This is a genomic window from Betaproteobacteria bacterium, assembly GCA_016720065.1.
Taxonomy (GTDB): Bacteria; Pseudomonadota; Gammaproteobacteria; order Burkholderiales; family Rhodocyclaceae; genus SSSZ01.
The window spans coordinates 149,344-165,689 of sequence record JADJXY010000001.1; the positions used below are offsets into that span (position 1 = coordinate 149,344).

At 68.0% G+C, this 16,346-nt stretch carries 12 protein-coding genes and 2 pseudogenes; 13 read left to right on the forward strand and 1 reads right to left on the reverse strand.

Translation table 11 applies throughout. From position 1 onward, the window contains the following. Positions 1-3 precede the first annotated feature (3 nt). The 11 genes and pseudogenes from IPM73_00755 (at position 4) to IPM73_00805 (ending at position 13,921) form a co-directional block, all read left to right on the forward strand. Positions 4-1,254: an amidohydrolase family protein gene (locus IPM73_00755; protein MBK8916626.1), complete on the forward strand. Its 1,251-nt coding sequence runs from the start codon at positions 4-6 to the stop codon at positions 1,252-1,254. An 88-nt stretch (positions 1,255-1,342) separates the two neighbouring features. After that, positions 1,343-2,932, forward strand: a complete 1,590-nt coding sequence (locus IPM73_00760) for a hypothetical protein (GenBank protein MBK8916627.1) — start codon at positions 1,343-1,345, stop codon at positions 2,930-2,932. Further along, positions 2,929-4,812, forward strand: a complete 1,884-nt coding sequence (locus IPM73_00765) for an MFS transporter (GenBank protein MBK8916628.1) — start codon at positions 2,929-2,931, stop codon at positions 4,810-4,812. Before IPM73_00760 ends, IPM73_00765 begins: the two co-directional genes overlap by 4 nt. A gap of 7 nt (positions 4,813-4,819) precedes the next feature. Next, complete coding sequence (locus tag IPM73_00770) at positions 4,820-5,077, forward strand: hypothetical protein (protein MBK8916629.1); 258 nt, start codon at positions 4,820-4,822, stop codon at positions 5,075-5,077. A gap of 32 nt (positions 5,078-5,109) precedes the next feature. Then, a complete protein-coding gene (locus tag IPM73_00775; GenBank protein MBK8916630.1) occupies positions 5,110-7,854 on the forward strand; it encodes a DUF2339 domain-containing protein in 2,745 nt (914 codons plus the stop codon). After that, positions 7,851-8,162, forward strand: a complete 312-nt coding sequence (locus IPM73_00780; protein ID MBK8916631.1) for a hypothetical protein — start codon at positions 7,851-7,853, stop codon at positions 8,160-8,162. Before IPM73_00775 ends, IPM73_00780 begins: the two co-directional genes overlap by 4 nt. A gap of 15 nt (positions 8,163-8,177) precedes the next feature. After that, a complete protein-coding gene (locus IPM73_00785; protein ID MBK8916632.1) occupies positions 8,178-8,408 on the forward strand; it encodes a hypothetical protein in 231 nt (76 codons plus the stop codon). After that, positions 8,405-9,161 (forward strand): annotated as a pseudogene (locus IPM73_00790) (prolipoprotein diacylglyceryl transferase). Before IPM73_00785 ends, IPM73_00790 begins: the two are co-directional and overlap by 4 nt. 30 nt (positions 9,162-9,191) lie before the next feature. Further along, on the forward strand, positions 9,192-10,361 hold the full coding sequence (locus IPM73_00795; GenBank protein MBK8916633.1) for an ATP-binding protein: 1,170 nt from the start codon (positions 9,192-9,194) through the stop codon (positions 10,359-10,361). Between the two features lie 9 nt (positions 10,362-10,370). Then, a pseudogene (locus IPM73_00800) lies at positions 10,371-11,741 on the forward strand (radical SAM protein). A 158-nt stretch (positions 11,742-11,899) separates the two neighbouring features. Then, on the forward strand, positions 11,900-13,921 hold the full coding sequence (locus IPM73_00805) for a methyl-accepting chemotaxis protein (GenBank protein ID MBK8916634.1): 2,022 nt from the start codon (positions 11,900-11,902) through the stop codon (positions 13,919-13,921). On the opposite strand, the gene IPM73_00810 is transcribed toward IPM73_00805, so the two are convergent. After that, a complete protein-coding gene (locus IPM73_00810) occupies positions 13,911-14,090 on the reverse strand; it encodes a hypothetical protein (GenBank protein MBK8916635.1) in 180 nt (59 codons plus the stop codon). The two genes, IPM73_00805 and IPM73_00810, sit on opposite strands and share 11 nt — an antisense overlap. Positions 14,091-14,128: 38 nt before the next feature. Here IPM73_00810 and IPM73_00815 point away from each other — a divergent pair, with 38 nt between their 5' ends. Both IPM73_00815 and ubiA read left to right on the forward strand, forming a co-directional pair. After that, a complete protein-coding gene (locus IPM73_00815; protein MBK8916636.1) occupies positions 14,129-15,337 on the forward strand; it encodes an MFS transporter in 1,209 nt (402 codons plus the stop codon). Between the two features lie 51 nt (positions 15,338-15,388). Then, complete coding sequence (gene ubiA / locus IPM73_00820; GenBank protein ID MBK8916637.1) at positions 15,389-16,267, forward strand: 4-hydroxybenzoate octaprenyltransferase; 879 nt, start codon at positions 15,389-15,391, stop codon at positions 16,265-16,267. Positions 16,268-16,346: the final 79 nt, after the last annotated feature.

The following is a 16,346-nucleotide window of genomic DNA, read 5'->3' on the forward strand; positions in this document are numbered from 1 at the left end:
GCCATGTACCTCAAGACCCCACCCCATTCGCCTGTCCGCCGCCGCCTCATCACGGCCCTGGCCGGAACGGTCGCTGTCGGCGCTGCCGGCTGGGCCGCCGCCCGGCCCCTTTTGATCAACCCCTGCCGCGCCGCCCTGCCGCCGGATTTGGCCGCCAGCCCCTGGCTCGCCCAGGCCTGGGCGGCAATCGACCCGACCCAGGTGTGGGACTGCCACGTCCATGTGGCCGGTACCGGCGACGGCGGCAGCGGCATCGAAATCGGCCCCCAGCTTTCCTCCTGGCTCTATCCGGTGCAGTACGCCCAGCGCCTCTTCTACATGAACGCCGGCTGCGCCCACGACGCCCCGGGCCGGGTGGATGCCAGCTACGCCGCCCGCCTGCAAAACCTGGTGGAGGGCATGCCCGCCGGCTTCAAGGTGCTGCTCTTCGCCTTCGAGCGCCCCTACGACGAAGCTGGCCGCCCCCTGGCGGAGCACATGGCCTTCCACGTGCCGGACGCCTACGCCCGTCAACTGGCCGCCGCCTATCCGGCCGGCTTCGAATGGGTCGCCTCCCTCCATCCCTACCGGCCGGACGCCTTGGAAGCCCTTCAGGCGGCCATCGCCGGCGGTGCCCGGGCGGTCAAGTGGCTGCCCGCGGCCATGGGCATGGACCCCGCCTCGCCCCGGTGCGACGCCTTCTATCGTGTGCTGGCGGAGACCCGGCTGCCCCTCATCGTCCATTGCGGCGAAGAAAAGGCGGTCAAGGGCGGCGACACCCAGCACCTGGGTAACCCCCTCCTGCTGCGCCGCGCCCTCGATGCCGGCGTCACCGTGGTGGTAGCCCACTGCGCCAGCATCGGCGAGGACATCGATCTCGACGCCGGCAGCGCCGGCCCCCGCCGCGAGAGCTTCGACCTCTTCGCCCGCCTGATGGCCGAACCCCGCGCCCGAGGGCTTCTCCACGGCGACATCTCGGCCCTCGTCCTGCGCAACCGCTCCACCGAACGCATCAAGGCCATCCTGCAAAGGACCGACTGGCACGGGCGACTGCTCAACGGCTCGGACTATCCGCTGCCTGGCGTCCTGCCCATCATCTCGCCCGCCGCCCTGGCTCGGGCCGGGCTGCTGCCGGTGGAAGCCGTGGGGGATCTGGAAGCGGTGCGCGAACACAACCCCCTGCTCTTCGACTTCGCCTTGAAGCGCCTGCTGGCCTGGGAAGGAAAATCCTTCCCGGCGGCGGTGTTCGAGACGCGGCGGGTGTTCCAGGCTTGAACCAAACGGACATAGAGACAAATTCATGAACGAGATGCTTTCCCGGAAACGCCTCCCAAATCTCACTGCGGCATTGCTTGGTGCGGGCTTGGCGCTGCCGGCGGGCCTCCAGGCCGCCACCATCGACAGCGCCGTCACCAGCGGCGCCCTCGGTCTCTACGGGGCCGCCGAATTTCGTCTGGCCACCGGGCGCTGTACCGATTGCCCGGCGGAGAAGCAGGCGCTGTGGTACTTCGCGGACGACACCCTGGCCGTGCCCAGGGCCGGGGCGGCGGGGTTTTCGCCGCGCCTGCGGGCTCAGGACGATGTGCGCCAGTGGCGGGCGGGGCGCACGGCCGCGGCGGCGCCTGAACGGCCGACGCCGGTCTGGGTCGGTTCTCCCGAGAAGGCCGCCGGTTGGGCCATGGCCGAGGATGGATCGCAGCTCGTCGCCGCCGATGGCAGCTCGCGGCCCCTGGCGCTGGTGGATAAGATCGAGGCCAATCGCTCCTGGTTCGATGCCAGCAGCCTGCGCTATTTTGCCGGCCGCTCCTTGAGCCTGCGGGGCCGCAGCGACGGCGGGCGCTTTGTGGCGCGGACCCTGTGGCCGGAGGATTTCGCCCTGGCCCCGGCGGCTCTGGCACCCCTCGCAGCCGGCGAAACCCTGGACGGCCTCGTGCGGGCGGACAAGGGGGGCGCGCAGCTTCCCCTGGCCTCCCGGGTACTGTGGCAAAAGGAGGAGGGTAAGACGGTGGCCTTGGCCGGCAAGCCGGTGCTGGCCTTCATGCTCAACGGTGCCCAGGGGGATGACGACGAAGCCCACGGCGGCCACTTCGCCATCGCCACCGGGCGCTTCGGACCCCGGGGGGAGTGGGGCGACTGGCTGGTCAATAACTTCTACGGCCTCGATTCCTACAGCGAGAAAGGCATTGTCGCCGCCATGCTGCCCATGGACGCCTACATGGGTGACCTGAATTCCGGCCAGTCCTGGTACCGGCCTTCCCACATGCTGGTGGCGGTGTTGAAAGACGAGCGGGCGGCGCGGGAATACCAGGAAGCCATCGCCCGGGTCTTCACCCATTTCTACCGCCACGACTTCACCTACCGGCACGCGACCGCCAATTGCGCCGGGATCAGCGTCGAAACCCTGCGCACCCTGGGCTGGGGGATTCCCAAGGAAGGGGCGACCAGTCGCCTGAAGGCTGTTGCGGCACTGCCCTACATGGCGATCAAGGATCGCGACCTGGAAAGCGGGACCAAGGCCTACGACTATCTTTCCGCCGAGGTGACCGACCTGTACCCCTTCGTCGCCTTCGACGCCATCGGCCGCGACCTGCTCGGGCGCATCACCCGGGGCGGCGCCCGAAGCGAGCTGGAGAAGGTGCTAGCCGAGGATGTCGAGGCCATCGTCTTTGTGCGCATCCCGCAGTTCCCGTCGTCGCGGGCCTTCGGCCAGGCGCCGGTGGCGTCCTTCGACGAATACATGAGCCGCGTCCCCGAGGACCGGGAAAATTGGGAAGTGGTGCCGGTGCCGCCACGGCCCTTCCCGCCGGAAATGAAGGATGCCGCGGCGCCGGCCGATGCGTGGGAGCCCTCGTCTTACGCCCTGGCAGCCTATGGCGGCGTGTTCGGCATGGCCACCCTCACGGTGGTGCGCCGCCGCAAGACGAAAAACGGCAAGCAGGGAGGCGCCCGATGAGCAGCCAGTTCCAGCTCCTCAAGGAGCGTCGCTTCCGCCCCTTCTTCTTTACCCAGTTCCTGGGGGCCTTCAACGACAACGTCTTCAAGACGGCCCTCATCACCCTGGTGACCTTCCGCGCCGGGCAACTCACCGACCTCGACGGCAAGACCCTGGCGACCCTGCTGCCCGGGCTCTTCATCCTGCCCTTCTTTCTCTTTTCCGCCACCAGCGGCCAGATCGCCGACAAGTATGAGAAATCCGCCGTGGCGCGGGCGGTCAAGGTCTTCGAAATCGGCATCATGTTGCTCGCCGCCTGGGGCTTCCTCAACAACAGCCTGCCGCCCCTGGTGGGGGCGCTCTTCCTGATGGGGGTCCATTCGACCCTCTTCGGGCCGGTCAAATATTCCTACCTGCCGCAGCATTTGAAGGAGGAGGAACTGGTGGGCGGCAACGGCATGATCGAGATGGGTACCTTTGTCGCCATTCTGGTGGGGGAGATCCTGGGCGCCTGGCTGGCGACGTCGTCCTTCGGACCCGGCCTCATGTCGGCCGTGGTGGTCGGTGTGGCGGTAGCCGGCTACTGGGTGAGCCGGGGAATTCCCCTGTCCCCCGCCGCCGATCCCGGCCTGAAGATCAACTGGAATCCCGTCACCGAAACCTGGAACAACCTGCGTTTCGCCCACGGCAACCGGACGGTGTGGCTCTCGCTCCTGGGCATTTCGTGGTTCTGGTTCTACGGCGCCACCGTGCTGGCCCAGTTTCCCAGCTACGCCAAGGAGGTGCTGCACGGCGACGAGAGCGTCTTCATTCTTCTTCTGGCCGTGTTCTCCTTCGGAATCGGCCTGGGGTCGCTGCTGTGCGAAAAGCTCTCCGGTCACAAGGTGGAAATCGGCCTGGTGCCCTTTGGCGCCATCGGCCTCACCGTTTTCGGTGTCGAGTTGTACTTCGCCACTCCGGGGGGCGCGGCGCCCGCCCAGGCCTGGGCCTGGGGGAGTTTCCTCATGCAGCCGGCCCATTGGCGTATCCTGCTTGACCTGGTGCTGCTCGGCCTCTTCGGCGGCTTCTACATCGTTCCCCTCTACGCCCTGATCCAGACCCGCAGCGAAAAAAGCCATCAATCCCGGGTCATCGCCGCCAACAACATCCTGAACGCCCTGTTCATGGTGGTTTCGGCCGGGGTGTCCATGGGGCTGTTCGCCCTTGGCCTGAGCATTCCGCAGCTTTTCCTGGCCACCGCCCTGTTCAATGCGGTGGTGGCGATCTACATCTACTCCCTGGTGCCGGAATTCCTCCTGCGCTTCATCGTCTGGATCCTGGTCCACTCCATCTACCGCCTGGACTGCCGGGGGGTGGACGAGCGCATCCCGGAGAAGGGCGGCGCCCTCATCGTGTGCAATCACGTCAGCTTCGTCGATGCCCTGGTGATCGCTGCGGCGTGCCGCCGGCCCATTCGTTTCGTCACGGACCACCATGTTTTCCGGTTGCCCATCCTCAATTTCGTCTTCCGCCACAGCCGTGCCATTCCCATCGCCGCGGCCAAGGAAGACCCGGCCATGAAGGCGCGGGCCCTCGAAGCCGCCGCCCAGGCCCTGGCGGACGGCGAACTGGTGGGCATCTTCCCCGAGGGGCGGGTGAGCGAGGACGGCGAGATTCACGAGTTCCGGCCCGGCATGAGCGCGATCCTGGCGGGCAGTTCCGTCCCGGTGGTGCCCCTGGCCCTGCGCGGTTTATGGGGGAGCTACTTCTCCCGGGTCGATGGACGGGCCATGAAGACCCCCTTCCGCCGCGGACTGTTCTCCCGCATTGCCCTGGTGGCGGGGGCGCCGGTACCGGCGGCCGAGGCAACGCCAGCCGCCTTGCACGCCCGGGTCACCGAGTTGCGCGGGGATTCACGCTAGGCGCACCATGGGCAAGGCGCTTCTCCTGATCCTGCGCTGCCTGCTCCTCCTGGTGGGGATTGCCCTCCTGCTGGGCGGCGGTATGTGCATGGCCTTTCTGCTGCCGGAGGCCTGGCGCGTCGGCAACGGGAGCAACCTCGCCCCCTTCCTGCTGGTTTCCGTCATGGCTTTCGCCATCGGCCTGATCCTGTTCGTGGCTATGCTGCGGGCACTGCGGGCGCAGGGTTCGGGTGGGACGGGAAAGCAATCCGCCGACGGCGCTTGAGAACGAGGGGGAAAGCCATGTGGTTCCTGGGAATGATCATCGGACTCCTGCTGGGGGCGCCTTTCGGAGGCGAGACCGCGGTGGGGGGAGCCCTGATCGGGCTGGTGGCCGGGATTCTCGCCGGAGTCCTGCGGCGCCCGGCCGGAGAAACCGCACTGCCGGTTGCCACGGAGGAACGCCTCAAGCTGCTGGAAGATCAGGTGGCCTGGCTGCACCGTGAATCGGCAGCCCTGCGGGCCGAACTGGCGGCCCTGGGCGGTGGGCCCGAGAGGGCGCCGACACCGGCAGCAAGCGAGGCGGCTTTTTTGCCAGAGGCGCCGGTGGTCTTCATCGACGAAACGCCGACCCAGCCCGGATACGATGTGCCTCCCGCAGCGCCGTGGGCCGAAGCCGCGCTTGGGCCCCCGCCGCAATCGGCGGCAGGCGATGGCGATCTTTCCCGGGCGGGGGAGACCCGGGCGGCGCCGGTGGAGGTGTCGGCAGCCTCCACCCTGTGGCAGCGCCTCATGGCCGGCAACCCCCTGGCCAAGATCGGCGTCGTGCTGCTCTTCTTCGGTGTCGCTTCCGCCCTGCGGCTGGCGGTGGACCATGGCTTCCTGCCGGTGCCCCTGCGCCTCCTGCTGGGGGCGGTGGCGGGGACGGCGATGATCGCTTTCGGCTGGCACAAGGTGCGCCAGGGAGGCCACTTCGCCTTCGGCATCGCCCTCCAGGGGGGCGGTTTCGCCATCCTCTACCTGATCGCCTATTTCATGCTGGCCCGCTACGGCCTGCTGGGGCCGACGCCGTCCTTCGCGCTGTTTGCCCTGCTGGGCGTGGCCTGCGTGCTGCTGGCGGTCGCCCAGGATGGCGTGGTGCTGGCGGTGTTCGGTCTGGCGGGCGCTTTTGCCGCGCCGGTGCTGGCCTCCAGCGGGAGCGGCGATCCGGTGGGGCTCTTCGGCTATTTCGCCCTGCTCAACGCCTTCATCGTCGGCGTCTCCTGGTTCAAGGCCTGGCGGCTGCTCAACGTCACCGGCTTCTTCTTCACGCTGGGGGTGGGCGTGGCCTGGGCGCTACAGCACTACCATGCCGGCCACCACGACGTGTGCCAGGCCTTCCTCGTCTTCTTCTGGGCGCTCTACGCCGCGACGCCGGTGCTCATGGCCCTCTTCCGGGCGCCGGGCTGGGCCGGCTGGAGCGACGCCACCCTGGTCTTCGGCACGCCCCTGGTGGGTTTCGCCCTGCAGTCGCAACTGGCGGCGGACCGCTACGAGCTCGCCTGGGCGGCCTTCGCCGCGGCGCTGGCCTACGGCGCCCTGTGGGGCCTGCTCTTCCGCCGGGGTGAGGAAGAGAGCCGCTTGCTGGAACGCTGCCAACTGGGTCTGGCCATCGCCTTCGCCACCCTGGCCGTGCCGTTGGCCTTCGGCGTGCAGGTGACGGCCGCCTTCTGGGCCCTGGAGGGCGTCGCCGTGCTGTGGTTCGGCGTGGCGCAAGGCCGGCGGCTGGCCATGGCCACCGGCGCCCTCTTGCAAGCCGCGGCGGGCGCCTATTTCCTCTATGGGCTGGAGCGCATGGCGACGGCACTGCCCGTCATCAACGACGTCTGCCTCGGGGCCGTGCTGCTGGCCGGGGCCGGCTTTGCCAGCGCCCGCCTGCTGCGCCGCTTCGCCGAGGGGCCGGCAGCGGGGGCGCTGCTGTGGGCCTTCGCCTGGTGGTGCTTCGCCGGCGGCTTCGAGCTCGACCGCCTGACCACCCAGACCCTGGGCCTGCCGCTGCTGCTGGCGTACGTGGCCGGCACCCTGGCGGCGCTGGAAGTCCTCGGGCGGGGCGAGGGCTGGCGGGCGGCCCGCCACCTGTCGCTGCTGCTCCTGCCCGCCCTGTGGCTGGCGGCGGCCTTCGCCCTGGAGCACGATCACCACTTCCTCCCCGGCCTCATGGTCATCGTCCTGCCCCTTGCCATCGGCCTCCACTACTGGGCTCTCGCGCGGCAGGAGGCGGACGATGCGGCGCTTTGGCCCACGCTGCGCCATGGGGGCGGCTTCTGGCTGCTCATGGCCCTGGTGACGGTGGAACTCGCCTGGCTGGGCGACCGGTTGGCGCCCGGGGTGCGGCTGTGGCTGATCCTGGCCGCGGCAGCGGGCCCCGCTCTGGGCCTGTGGGCGGCAGTGCTCGGGGAGCGCCGGCAATTGCCGCCGGTGGCCGGCCACGGCTTCGCCTACCTGGGCTTTGGGGCGCTCCTGCCGGCGGCCTTTCTGGCCGGCTGGTCGGTCTTCGCCAACTTCGACCACACCGGGGGTGGAGCCGGGTTGCCCTATGTGCCTCTCCTCAATCCCTTCGACCTTGTACAGATTGCGGTCATGGGCGCACTCTTCGCGTGGCTACGGACCCTGGCCGAGGAACCCGTGGTCGGAATGCCGGTGCCGCGGCCAGCCTGGGTCGGCGCGCTTGCGTTCATCTGGATCAGTTGCCTCGCCGCCCGCATCGCCCACCACTGGGGTGGCGTTCCCTTCACCGGGCACTATCTGTGGCATTCCACCCTGTTGCAGGCCTTGCTGACCTTCCTGTGGACGGCGCTCGCCATCGCCGCCATGATCGCGGCCACCCGGGTCCGCGTACGCCGCCTGTGGCAGGGGGGCTTCGCCCTGCTGGCGGTGGTGGGGGCCAAGCTCCTGCTGGTCGATCTGGCCAATGCCGGCACCCTGGTGTGGACCGCTTCACTCATCGGCGTCGCCCTGCTGGTGCTGGCGGCCGGCTACTTTGCCCCGGCGCCGCCAGCGGCGGAGAAGGAGAATGCGCCATGAACGAATTGCTGCGCATCCTGTGGATCGTTGCCAAGGGGGTCTTCCTGGTCGCCGGCATCGGCGCCATCCTGGCTGGCGGCATCTGCGGGGCTTTTCTCGCGCCGGGCGCCATGGGACACGACGCCCTGGCCAAGGATTTCTTCGTCATCGCCATCATCGTCTTCGTCGTCGGCTTGATCATGGCCATCCCTGCCTGGCGCAGCCTGCGCCGCGACCGGCGGGCGGCCAAGGCCAGGCTGGAGGCCGAACTGGAAGCGATCCGGCAGCGAGGTCGCGCGCCGACAGGGGAGGATGGCCCGCATGGATGATGGGCGGAGAATCCCGTGGTCGTGCTGAAATGGCTGCTCGTCCTGTTGGGCCTGTTGATGATCCTGGGTGGCGGCCTGCTCGGGCTCTGCGGTGTCGCTTTCGGGAGCCACGGGGATCCGACTGCCGCGATTGGCTTCATTCTCCTCATCTTCGGGATCTTGCTGGTGGGGGTGATGGCGTCCCGGGGCAAGGCGAAGCCTTCCACTGGGCGTGGGCCTGACCGGGAAGGCGAGGGCCGGCCGTGATCCCGGCGGCGCTGGCGCCCCTGGTGCACGGCGTCCTGGAGGCGCTTGCCCTCGCCACCGGTTTCGCCTACTACCGTTGGCTTCGCGCCCGGGCCGGCGCGCCCAGCGTCGTCAGTGGCGCGGAATTCGCCGTGGCGGTGGGCTGCATCTTCGGGGCCGCCGTCGGCAACAAACTTGTTTTCTGGATCGAGATGCCGCAGCTGCTGCCCCTCATCTGGGATCAGCCGGCCGCCTGGCTGGGCGGGCAATCCATGGTGGGCGGCCTGCTGGGGGGGGCTGATCGGGGTCGAGATCGCCAAGAAGCTCGCTGGGGTGACCCGTTCCACCGGCGATGCCTTCGTCTATCCCGTTCTGCTCGGGCTGATGATCGGCCGCGTCGGCTGCTTCCTGGCGGGCTTGGCCGACGGCACCTACGGCCTGCCCACCGATCTGCCCTGGGGCGTGGATTTCGGCGACGGCATTCCCCGCCACCCGACCCAGCTCTACGAAATCGCCTTCGCCGGGGCGCTCTGGCTGGGCCTGCGCCGCCTGCAAGCCCGTCTCGCGTCCCAGCCCGGCCTGCTGTTCAAGACCATGCTCGTCGCCTACCTCCTCTGGCGCCTCGCCGTCGATGCCTTGAAGCCGGTGCCCTTCGCCTATCCCCTGGGGCTTTCGGGCATCCAGTGGGTGTGCCTGCTGGCCTTGCTAGCCTATGGGCCTCTGGCGTGGCGTCAGCAGCGTTCGCTTTCGCGTTCGGTCAATTTATCCTTGTAAATAGCGGAATGCAATTCCATAATTGCAATGATGATTGAGCGCTCGTTGACCGCTTCGCTGTGCGATGTCCTGGCTTATTCCCCGGCCGTGGCCTTGCTTGGCCCGCGCCAGTCCGGAAAGACGACCCTGGCCCTGGAAATTGGCGGGAAGATCGGCAGACCAAGCCTTTATCTCGATCTGGAATCGGAGCAGGACCGGGCCAAGCTCGCCCAGCCCGAGCTCTATCTCGCGGATCACCAAGACAAGCTGGTCATTCTCGATGAAGTCCATCGTGCCCCCGGTCTATTTCCCGTTCTGCGCGGTCTGATCGACCGCGCCCGGCGGGCCGGCCGGGAGGCGGGGCTTTACCTCCTGCTCGGCTCCGCCTCGCTGGATTTGCTCAAACAGTCGGGGGAGACCCTGGCCGGCCGCGTCGCCTACCTGGAGCTGACCCCCTTTACGCTGACCGAAACGCGTCATCTGCCGGCGGATGCCGTCTGGCTCCGGGGCGGCTTCCCGGGCAGTCTGCTGGCCGCCAGCGATGCCCGCAGCCTGCGCTGGCGGCAGGACTTCATCCGCAGTTACCTGGAGCGCGACGTCCCCCAGTTCGGCCCCCGCATCGCCGCCGAAACCCTGCGCCGCTTCTGGGGTATGTTGGCCCATCATCAGGGCGGGCTGCTCAACATTGCCCAGTTCGCCCGCAACCTGGGGGTCGATGCCAAGACCGCCGCCAGCTACCTTGACCTTCTTGTCGACCTCCTGCTGGTCCGCCGTCTGCCGCCCTGGCACGCCAACCTGGGCAAGCGCCTGGTCAAGTCGCCCAAGGTCTTTGTCCGCGACAGCGGCCTGGTCCACGCCCTGCTGGCCATCCCCGACAAGGAAACCCTCCTTGGGCACCCGGTGGTGGGGGCAAGCTGGGAGGGTTTCGTGGTCGAGAACCTGCTGGCTGCGGCACCCGAGGGGGTGCAGGGCTATTTCTACCGCAGCACCGGCGGCGCCGAGATCGACCTGCTGCTCGCCTGGCCGGATGGCTCGCTGTGGGCAGTGGAGATCAAGCGCAGCCTCACCCCGAAGCTGGAACGGGGCTTCCACTCGGCCTGCGCCGACCTCAAGCCAGCGCGCAAGCTGGTGGTCTACCCCGGTGCGGAGACATTCCGCCTGGCCGAGGATGTGGAGGCGATGAACCCTTTGGCGGCTGCTCACCTGCTGGCGTCCCGCTGAGAGATCCCCATGACCCGCAAGAACCGTCCCTGGCTCTTCTACGACACCACCGCCTCGGTGTGCACCACCTGCCTGCGTCCCGTGGAGGCCAAGGTGGTGATCAAGGGGAACGAGGTCTTTCTCGACAAGTGGTGCCCGGCCCACGGCGCGGAGCGGGTGCTCATCGCCGACGATGCCGAGTATTACCGCCTGTGCCGCGAGGTGTATGTGAAGGCGCCGGAGATGCCGGAACGCTTCAATACCGCCATGCGCCACGGCTGCCCCTACGACTGCGGCCTGTGCCCGGACCACATGCAGCATTCCTGTCTTTCGGTGGTCGAGATCACCGAGCATTGCAACCTGCGCTGCCCGGTGTGCTATGCCGAATCCGGGCCGGAGCGGCAACTGCACCGGTCCCTGGCGGAGGTGGAAGCGATGCTGGACGCCGTGGTCGCCAATGAGGGGGAGCCGGACGTGGTGCAGCTTTCCGGCGGCGAGCCGACCCTGCATCCGGATTTTTTCGCCATTCTGGACGCCGCCAAGGCGCGGCCCATCCGCCATCTGATGATCAACACCAACGGCCTGCGCCTGGCCCGGGAGCCGGAGTTCGTCGCCCGCCTGGCGGCCTACAAGCCGGGGATCGAGATCTATTTGCAATTCGATTCCCTGCGGGACGAGGTCTTGCAGCAACTGCGGGGCGCCGAACTGGCCGAGATTCATGAGCGAGCGCTCGCCAACCTGGAAGCCAACGAGCTCTCGACGACCCTGGTGATGACCGTGAAACGGGACGTGAACGATGACGAGATCGGCGAGGTCATCCGCCACGGCCTCACGTACCGCTGCGTGCGGGGCGTCACCCTGCAACCGGTTTCGGACGCCGGTCGCAATCTGGATTTCGACCAAGCCCGCCACCGCCTGACGGTGAGCGAAGTCCGCCGCAGGATCGCCGAGCAGTCCGGCCTGTTCACGCTGGACGACATCGTGCCCGTGCCCTGCAACCCGGATACCCTGGCCATGGGCTACGCGGTCAAACTGGCGGGCGCCGTGGTGCCCCTGACCCGCCACCTGGGGCCGGAGTCCCTGCTGGCCGGGCCGCGCAACACCATCGTTTTCGAGCGGATGGACGAAAATGCGCCAGCGATCAAGGACGTCGTGTTCAATCTCTTCTCCACCAACCACTCGCCGGAGTCGCAGGCCAACTGTCTGTCGGCGCTGCTCTGCTGCCTGCCGGCGGTGTCGGCGCCGGACCTCGGCTACGAAAACGTCTTCCGCGTCCTCATCGTGCAGTTCATGGACGCCGCCAACCTGGACCTGCGGGCCCTGAAGAAATCCTGCATCCACTTCGCCCAGCCTGACGGGCGGCTGATTCCCTTCGAGGCCTACAACCTCTTTTACCGGGGCGGGCGGGGAGCGATCAGCGCGGCCATTCAGGCCGAAATCCAGGCAGCGACCGAAAAAAGAAGCCTCCCGGTGATTGCCGCTTTGCCCGGCAAGCGCTAATCTGCCCCGACAAGCCTGCCGGAGCGATTCCCGGCAATAACAAGGGTGGAGGAGAGAATATGGCTATGGGGCGGTTCGGTGGCTTGGCGCTGATGGGCAATTTGTCCATCGGGCAGAAGATCATTCTCGTATGCGTCATCGCCCTGGGGGGCATGGGGCTCATGCTGGCGCAACTGGTCATTGGCGAACTGCGCCAGGTCAATCAATTGTCCAACGAGGGACACGGGGCAGCCTATTCCCGCCAGTTGCTCAAGCTGGTGCTGGCGGCCCAGGAACACCGGGCTCTGTCCACCGGCGTGGGAACCGGCGGTGTCGGCGGCGGGGACCGCCTCGCCAAGCCCCAGGAGGCGGTGGATGCTTCCCTGGGCGAGCTGAAAGGCTTCATCGCGGGTCATTCCGTGCTTTCCGGAGAGGCGGCGACCGTCGATGAACTCGTCGCCGGCTGGGACAACGTCAAGAAGGAACTCACCGGCTTCGGCGCCGCCTCCAGCTTCACGCGGCAGACCGAGTGGCTGGAGAAGGTCATGCTCCATTGGCAGAGCGCCGCCGACGCAACTTCCCTCAGCCTCGATCAGCATGCCGACACCAGCACCCTGAGCTCGGCTTCCATCGCCGTCCTGCCGCCCCTGGTCGAATATATGGGACGCATGCGGGACCAGGCGATCGCCTTCAGCAGCAAGGAGCCGGAACCCGAGGAACTGACCGAGCTGGCCGTCACCGTACGTCTGGCGGCCGATCGGATCACCGCCCTCAGCGCGGCCCAGACCCGCCTCGCACGCCATGCCCCGGATACCGCAGGCCGCCTGGACGAATCCATCAAGGGCGTCGGGCAGCGCTTCGAGGCGGCGCGCAAGGTGGTGCAGGATCGCGTGCTATCCCGTAGCGTCGGCATGGGCGCGGCAACGGAGATCGGCGACACCGGCACTGCGGCTGCGACGGCCGCAGCCGAACTGGCCGACCGCATCTTCACCGAACTCGAAGAGGCTCTGGCCTCCCACCGCCAGCGGGCCTGGGGCGCTCTGGTGCTCAATCTGGGGCTCGCCCTCGGCGCCATGGCGCTTACCGGCCTGGTGCTGTGGGCCATCGGCGGTTCGCTGCGGGCCTCCTTGCGTTCGATCAGCGAAGGCGGCCAACGCATGGCCCAGGGTGACCTCAGCACCTCGATCCCGGTGCGGGGCAACGACGAAATGGGCCAGATCGGCCAAGCCTTCAACCGCCTGGGCGATGCCTTGCGCAGCCTGATTCAGAGCCTGCAGCAGGGGGCGACAGAGGTTTCCCGGGCCACCGAATCCATGGCCACGGTTTCCCAGCGGGTGAGCGATTCCTCCTCGCGCCAGAGCACTTCCGCCCAGGGGGTGGCTGGGGCGGTCAAGGGCATGTCGGAAACCATCCGCGGCGTCGCGGATCAGGCACAGCAGGTGCGCAGCCAGTCCGACGCCAGCCTGGGGGGGACGCGCCGGGGCCTGGACGCGCTGAATCAGATGCTGAACGAAATCCGCCAGGCCCGGGAGGCCGTGGACGAAATGGCGGCTAGCACAGCGGCCTTCGTCGAAAGCGCCGGCGGCATTTCAGCCATGACCAAGGAAATCCGCGACGTGGCCGACCAGACCAATTTGCTGGCGCTCAACGCCGCCATCGAGGCGGCCCGGGCCGGCGAGCACGGCCGGGGATTCGCCGTCGTTGCCGACGAGGTGCGCAAGCTGGCCGAAAAGTCCGGCATGGTGGCGCGGGACATCGACGAAGTCACCCGCACCCTGGGCGAACGCTCGGAAAAGGCCGAGTCCGTGGCTCTGGAGGGTCGCACGGCCATCGAAGCGGCCGAGGAGCATCTGGGGCGCGTCAAGGAGGCCCTGGACGAGGCCGCCCAGGCGGTCAATGCCGCCGCGGCGGGCATGAGCGGCATTTCCGATTCGGTGAGCCAGACCAATTCCATGGGGCGCGAAATCGCCGGAGAAGTCGATCAGATCGCCCACGGCGCCGAGGAAAGCACCGCCTCCATCCGCAACATGGCCCACGAAGCCCGCCAATTGCGCGAACTGGCCACCAAACTTGCCGAAGGGGCGGCGCGCTTCAGGCTTTGAATCGGGGGCAATTGGCGGTGGCGCGGCCGAGCGGGTTGCGCTTGAATTTTTTGCAGCCTGGACTGCTCTTGCGGCTGAGCTGGGTGTCCGTCCTCCGGGTCATGCTTGTCGAGGCGCCCACAAGCGCCTGATGGCAGGGCCCGTCCCAGGGCAGGTCGGCATCATCCATGGCCTTGTCTCTCCTTGCTAAGGACCTCGATCAAGCCGATGTCTTCCTCATCCCCCCGTGGCCTCGCGCCGGTCCTGCTCTTTGCCGCCGGCATCGTCTGCGTGGCCATGGGCATCCGCCATACCTTCGGTCTGTTCCTGGCGCCCATGAGCGCCGACCATCAGTGGGGACGGGAGGTCTTCTCCTTCGCCATGGCCCTGCAAAACCTGGCCTGGGGTGCCGCCCAGCCCTTCGCCGGTCTGCTGGCGGACCGCTGGGGGGCCCGGCGGGTGCTGTGGGGCGGCGGGGTGCTCTACGCGCTGGGCCTGATCGGTATGGCCTGGGCCGCCACTGCCACCGGCCTCGCCGCCAGCGCCGGGATCGTCCTCGGTCTGGCCCAGAGCGCCACCGCCTACAGCGTGGTGTTTTCCGCCCTGGGGCGTCTGGTGCCCGAGGCGCGGCGCAGTTGGGCCATGGGGATCGTGGCGGCGGCGGGTTCCTTCGGCCAGTTCCTCATGGTGCCGGTGGGCGCCGGACTCATCGCCGGCCTGGGATGGTTCGGCACCCTGCTGGTCTTTGCCGCCGGGGCCTTCCTCATCCTGCCCCTGGGCAGCGGGCTGACCCGGGGTCTGGCTCCGGCCGCGGCAAGTGCAGGCCAGACCGCCGCCCAGGCCATCCGCCAGGCCTGCGGCGAGCGCAGCTTCGTGCTGCTCACTGCCGGGTACTTCGTGTGCGGCTTTCAGGTCGTCTTCATCGGCGTCCATCTGCCTACCTACCTGCTCGACCGGGGGCTGTCGGGCAATGTCGGCATGACGGCCTTGGCGCTCATCGGCCTGTTCAATATCGCCGGCACCTACGCGGTCGGGGTGCTGGGGGCGCGCTACCCCAAACGTTACCTGCTGGCGGCCATCTACAGCCTGCGCAGCGCGGTCATCGCAGCCTTCCTCCTGGTGCCGCTGTCGCCGCTTTCGGTCTATCTCTTCGCGGCGGCCATGGGGCTCCTGTGGCTGTCCACGGTGCCGGCCACCAATGCCATCGTGGCCCAGATCTTCGGGGTGCGTTACCTGGGCATGCTGTCGGGGGCGGTGTTCTTCAGCCACCAGATCGGCAGCTTCCTGGGGGTGTGGCTGGGGGGGCGCCTGTTCGACGCCACGGGATCCTACGATGGGGTCTGGATGATCTGCATCGCCCTGGGTGTCGTGGCGGCGCTGCTCAATCTGCCCGTGGACGAGCGCAGCCTGGAGGCGCGTCGCGGGGCTGCGGTTTGATCCTGCCGCTCCGCTTCGTCACAACCGGCTACGGCCGGTAGAATGCCGCCCATGAACTGGAGCACGCTCAAGGAACGCCTCGATTTGTACGAACGCCTGATGCGGCTCGACAAGCCCATAGGCATCCTGCTTCTGTTATGGCCCACCCTGTGGGGCTTGTGGTTCTCCGCCCTGGGCAAGCCCGATTGGGCGGTGGTCGTGGTGTTTGTGATGGGCACCGTGCTGATGCGATCCGCCGGGTGCGTCATCAACGACTACGCCGACCGGGATTTCGATCGCCACGTGGAGCGCACCCGGGACCGCCCCCTCACGGCGGGCAAGGTATCAACGCGGGAGGCCCTGGCGCTCTTTGCCGTACTCTCCCTGGCCGCCTTCGGGCTGGTCTGGATGCTGGCCATTCCCCTGGTGATCTGGCTGACCCTGCCGGCCATCTTCCTCGCCGCGAGCTATCCCTTCACCAAGCGTTTTTTTGCCCTTCCCCAGGCCTACCTGGGGGTTGCCTTCGGCTTTGGCATCCCCATGGCCTACGCGGCCCATCTGGGCGAGGTGCTGCCGGAGGCCTGGTGGCTGCTGCTCGCCAACGTGTTCTGGGCCGTCGCCTACGATACCGAGTACGCCATGGTGGATCGGGACGACGACGTCCGCATCGGCATCCGCACGTCTGCGCTCACCTTTGGCCGCTTCGACGTGGCCGCGGTCATGCTCTGCTACGCCGCGGCCCTGGGGATTCTGGCCTGGATCGGCCATACCCTGCACATGGGCAAGGCGTTCTACGGGGGGCTCGTGCTTGCGGCAGCCATTGCGGGCTGGCATTTCACCCTCATCCGGGGCCGCGAAAAGGCCCAGTGCTTCCGCGCCTTTCTGCACAACAACTACCTGGGCGCGGCGGTTTTTGCGGGCATTGCGGCCGATTTCGCGGGAGTGCTCTGAGCATTCCGCGGGCGTGCCGAAGGGTGGGTAAACCTTCCTGGCCGATGCCTGGTGGGACGAAGACCGTGCCACGGACTGC

Excerpts from the sequence above, each read along its gene's own strand:
- IPM73_00755 (MBK8916626.1), top strand. The coding sequence starts at position 4 with ATGTACCTCAAGACCCCACCCCATTCGCCTGTCCGCCGCCGCCTCATC.
- IPM73_00765 (MBK8916628.1), top strand. The coding sequence starts at position 2,929 with ATGAGCAGCCAGTTCCAGCTCCTCAAGGAGCGTCGCTTCCGCCCCTTC.
- IPM73_00770 (MBK8916629.1), top strand. The coding sequence starts at position 4,820 with ATGGGCAAGGCGCTTCTCCTGATCCTGCGCTGCCTGCTCCTCCTGGTG.
- IPM73_00775 (MBK8916630.1), top strand. The coding sequence starts at position 5,110 with ATGATCATCGGACTCCTGCTGGGGGCGCCTTTCGGAGGCGAGACCGCG.
- IPM73_00780 (MBK8916631.1), top strand. The coding sequence starts at position 7,851 with ATGAACGAATTGCTGCGCATCCTGTGGATCGTTGCCAAGGGGGTCTTC.
- IPM73_00795 (MBK8916633.1), top strand. The coding sequence starts at position 9,192 with ATGATTGAGCGCTCGTTGACCGCTTCGCTGTGCGATGTCCTGGCTTAT.
- IPM73_00805 (MBK8916634.1), top strand. The coding sequence starts at position 11,900 with ATGGCTATGGGGCGGTTCGGTGGCTTGGCGCTGATGGGCAATTTGTCC.
- IPM73_00810 (MBK8916635.1), bottom strand. The coding sequence starts at position 14,090 with ATGGATGATGCCGACCTGCCCTGGGACGGGCCCTGCCATCAGGCGCTT.
- IPM73_00815 (MBK8916636.1), top strand. The coding sequence starts at position 14,129 with ATGTCTTCCTCATCCCCCCGTGGCCTCGCGCCGGTCCTGCTCTTTGCC.
- ubiA (MBK8916637.1), top strand. The coding sequence starts at position 15,389 with ATGAACTGGAGCACGCTCAAGGAACGCCTCGATTTGTACGAACGCCTG.